Annotated in this window: 2 protein-coding genes; one reads left to right on the top strand and one right to left on the bottom strand. The window is 76.6% G+C overall.

Features of this window, described 5'->3' with window-relative positions:
* Positions 1-739: FHA domain-containing protein (locus tag AB0K51_RS34715; protein WP_363462272.1), on the bottom strand; the 739-nt coding region annotated here is incomplete at its 3' end.
* A gap of 313 nt (positions 740-1052) precedes the next feature.
* Between AB0K51_RS34715 and AB0K51_RS34710 the strand changes: the two genes are divergently transcribed.
* Positions 1053-2939, top strand: a complete 1887-nt coding sequence (locus AB0K51_RS34710; protein ID WP_363462270.1) for a protein kinase — start codon at positions 1053-1055, stop codon at positions 2937-2939.
* Positions 2940-3157: the final 218 nt, after the last annotated feature.

Here is a 3157-nt window from a genome sequence, read left to right as displayed (position 1 = left end):
AGCGGCCGCGCCCGGAGGGCTGCGTGGCGGGCTCGGCGGCGGGTTCGGCGCCGGCCGGGCGGCCCAGTCCGGTGCGCGCGGTCGGGCGCGGGGCGAGCCGCAGGTGGCCCGTGCCGTCGGGGGTGGTGGCCTGCGGCGGGGCGGCTATCGCGTCCGGGCGGGCGAGCTGCAGGGTGGACTCGCCGATCCGCAGCAGCGCGCCGGGCAGCAGCTCGGCGGCCTCGTCGTGCAGGTAGCGCTCGTCGAGCAGCGTGCCGTTGGTGGAGCCGAGGTCGCGGACGGTCGCCCGGCCGTCGGCGCCGAGGGTCAGTGCGACGTGCAGCCGGGAGACGTCCGGGTCGTCGAGCGGCACGTCGGCGTCGGTGGAGCGGCCGATCCGGATCTGCTCGCCGTGCAGCCGGTGCACGCCGCCCGCGTCCGGTCCGCCGACCACGCGCAGTTCGGCGGCGGGCGGCTCGACCTCGCCGTCGGCGTCCGGGTCGGGCTCGTTCAGCGCCAGCACCGCGCCGTCGATCAGCGGGGGGTGCCCGAGCGGGGCCTGCTCGTCCAGCCGGGCGTCACCGGCGTAGAGGTGGACGTGGGTGGCGGAGCGCGGACCGCGGACGCCGACCGCCGCCGCCAGCGCGGTGGCGACCGCTCCGAGCACGGTGCCGGCCGGGGCCGTGACCAGGACGTCGGCAGAGCTCCCGGGGGCGGCGGGGCCGCTGCGCGGTCGAAGGACGGTGAGCCGGATCTGCATCTCGCCCGGGGTCCCTTCTGCACACGGGTGGTGCCTGTCATCCTGCCACTCGGGGCGGACACTCCGCGCACGGTACCGGATTTGACGATCTTGCGATCATCGCCATGGTGAAGCCGACGCCACGTCAGGTCAAGGAACGCCGTCACCCCCGTCACGGCGCGCCCCCGCGTCGCTCCCGTCGCCGCCTCGGAAACCTGCGCGGGCACCGTTAGAGTTGCCGGGAAGAAGGCCCCGGCGCCGTTCGCCTCGAACGGGGGAGTGCCGGAACGCGGCCCCCGGCAGCGGGTGTCGGGTGACCGAACGGAGTGCACAGGTGCGGCCTGTCGGCAGCAAGTACTTGCTCGAGGAGAGCCTCGGACGCGGCGCGACCGGCACGGTCTGGCGTGGCCGGGTCCGCGAGGACGCCGCGGTGCCGGGCCTGGTGCCCGGGCAGGCGGTGGCGGTCAAGGTGCTCCGGGAGGAGCTCGCCGCCGACCCGGACGTCGTGATGCGCTTCCTGCGCGAGCGCTCGGTGCTGCTGCGCCTCACCCACCCCAACATCGTGCGCACCCGCGACCTGGTGGTGGAGGGCGAACTGCTCGCCCTCGTGATGGACCTGGTCGAAGGCCCCGACCTGTACCGCTACCTGCGCGAGTCCGGCCCGCTGTCGCCGATTGCCGGCGCCCTGCTGATGGCGCAGATCGCGGACGCGCTGGCGGCCAGCCACGCCGACGGCGTCGTGCACCGCGACCTGAAGCCCGCCAACGTGCTGCTGGCCACCGCGAACGTGGACGGCGCCGAGCGGATGTACCCGATGCTCACGGACTTCGGCATCGCCCGGCTCGCCGACTCCCCGGGGATCACCCGCACCCACGAGTTCGTCGGCACTCCCGCGTACGTCGCCCCGGAGTCCGCCGAGGGCCGCCCGCAGACCTCCGCGGTGGACGTCTACGGCGCCGGCATCATGCTGTACGAGCTGGTCACCGGGCAGCAGCCGTTCCAGGGCGACAACCCGCTGGCCATCCTGCAGGCCCACCTCGCCCAGGAGCCGCAGCGCCCGCGCACCATGCCCGAGCCGCTGTGGACGGTGGTCGAGCGCTGCCTGCGCAAGGACCCGGCCGAGCGGCCCACAGCGGTCTCGCTGGCCGAGGCGCTGCGGGTGGTCGCGGCCGGCGTCGGCGTGCACGCCTCCCCGGCCGCGGTGGACGCCGCGCTGGCGGTCGGCGCACTGCTGGTCGCCGACCCGGCGCTGGCGCCCGCCCACGACGCCACCCTGGCCGGCGCCTTCGACCCGGCCGCCGCCACCCAGGTCATGACGAACCGTCAGCCGCCGGCCGGGGCCGAGGACCGCACCCAGGTGATGCGCGGCGGCGGCGCCGGCTCGGAGGACCACACCCAGGTGATGGGCGCCCCGGCCCCAGACCGCACCCGGCTGATGCCCGCCGCGCCCGAGCCGGCCGCCGCGCCCGAGCCGCAGGGCCCGCACCCGTGGCAGACCCAGCTCCGGGCCGCCCGGGACCGCAACCAGCAGACCCAGATCGGCTACTTCGACCCGCAGGAGCTGGGCGAGCCGCAGGTCGCCCCGCGCCCCTACCAGGCCGGCCAGTACCCGCCGCCCGCGCCGGGCCCGCAGGGCGGCCAGGCCCCGCGCCCGCCGCAGGGCGGCCGGTACGCCCCGCAGCAGGGTCCGTACCAGCCGCAGCAGGGCCAGGGCGGTCAGTACCCGCAGCAGGGGCAGTACCCGCCGCCCGGCCAGGGCCAGTACCCGCCGCCGGGCGGTCGGCAGCAGCCGCCCGCCGGCTACCGCGACCCGCAGGGCGGGCGGCCGCAGCAGGGCGGCTACGCCCAGCGGCCGCCGGTCGCCCCGCCGCCGTACCAGGCGCAGCAGGCCGCGCAGGGCTACCCCGCGCCGCAGCAGGGCGGCTACCCGCCGGCCGCGCCGCCGCGGCGGGCCGAGCCGGCCCCGCAGCGCCGCCCGGAGCCGCCGGTGCGCGAGCCGGAGCCGCCGCGCGAGCGGGAGCCCCGCCGGCGCAGCCGCAACCGGATGTGGATCCCCGGCCTGGGCTGCCTGAAGGGCTGCCTGATGGTGATCCTGGTGCTCGCGGTCGCGGCCCTCGCGCTGTGGAACTTCACCCCGCTGCCGCACTACTGGGACAACGTGGTCGGCTGGTTCGACGAGGCCCGCACCTGGATCAGCGGCCTGACCGGCAGCCAGAATTGACGCTTTGTCGACAATCCAACGAAAATCCACCGGATCGATAGCTCGCGGGGGGCCTTCCACGGCCCTCGGAGGGCTTCCGGGCGCGTAGGTTGTTCGTCGAGCACCGACCTCACGAGCCCACGGAGCAGCATTGGCACGCAAGATCGGCAGCCGGTACACGGTCCACCAGGTGATCGGCCGCGGCTCGGCCGGCACCGTGTGGCTCGGCGAGGGCCCGG

The organism is Kitasatospora sp. NPDC049285 (genome assembly GCF_040678815.1).
In the GTDB taxonomy this organism is placed as follows: domain Bacteria; phylum Actinomycetota; class Actinomycetes; order Streptomycetales; family Streptomycetaceae; genus Kitasatospora.
Note: the sequence above shows the minus strand (reverse complement) of the source record. Positions and strands in the feature narration are given on the sequence as shown.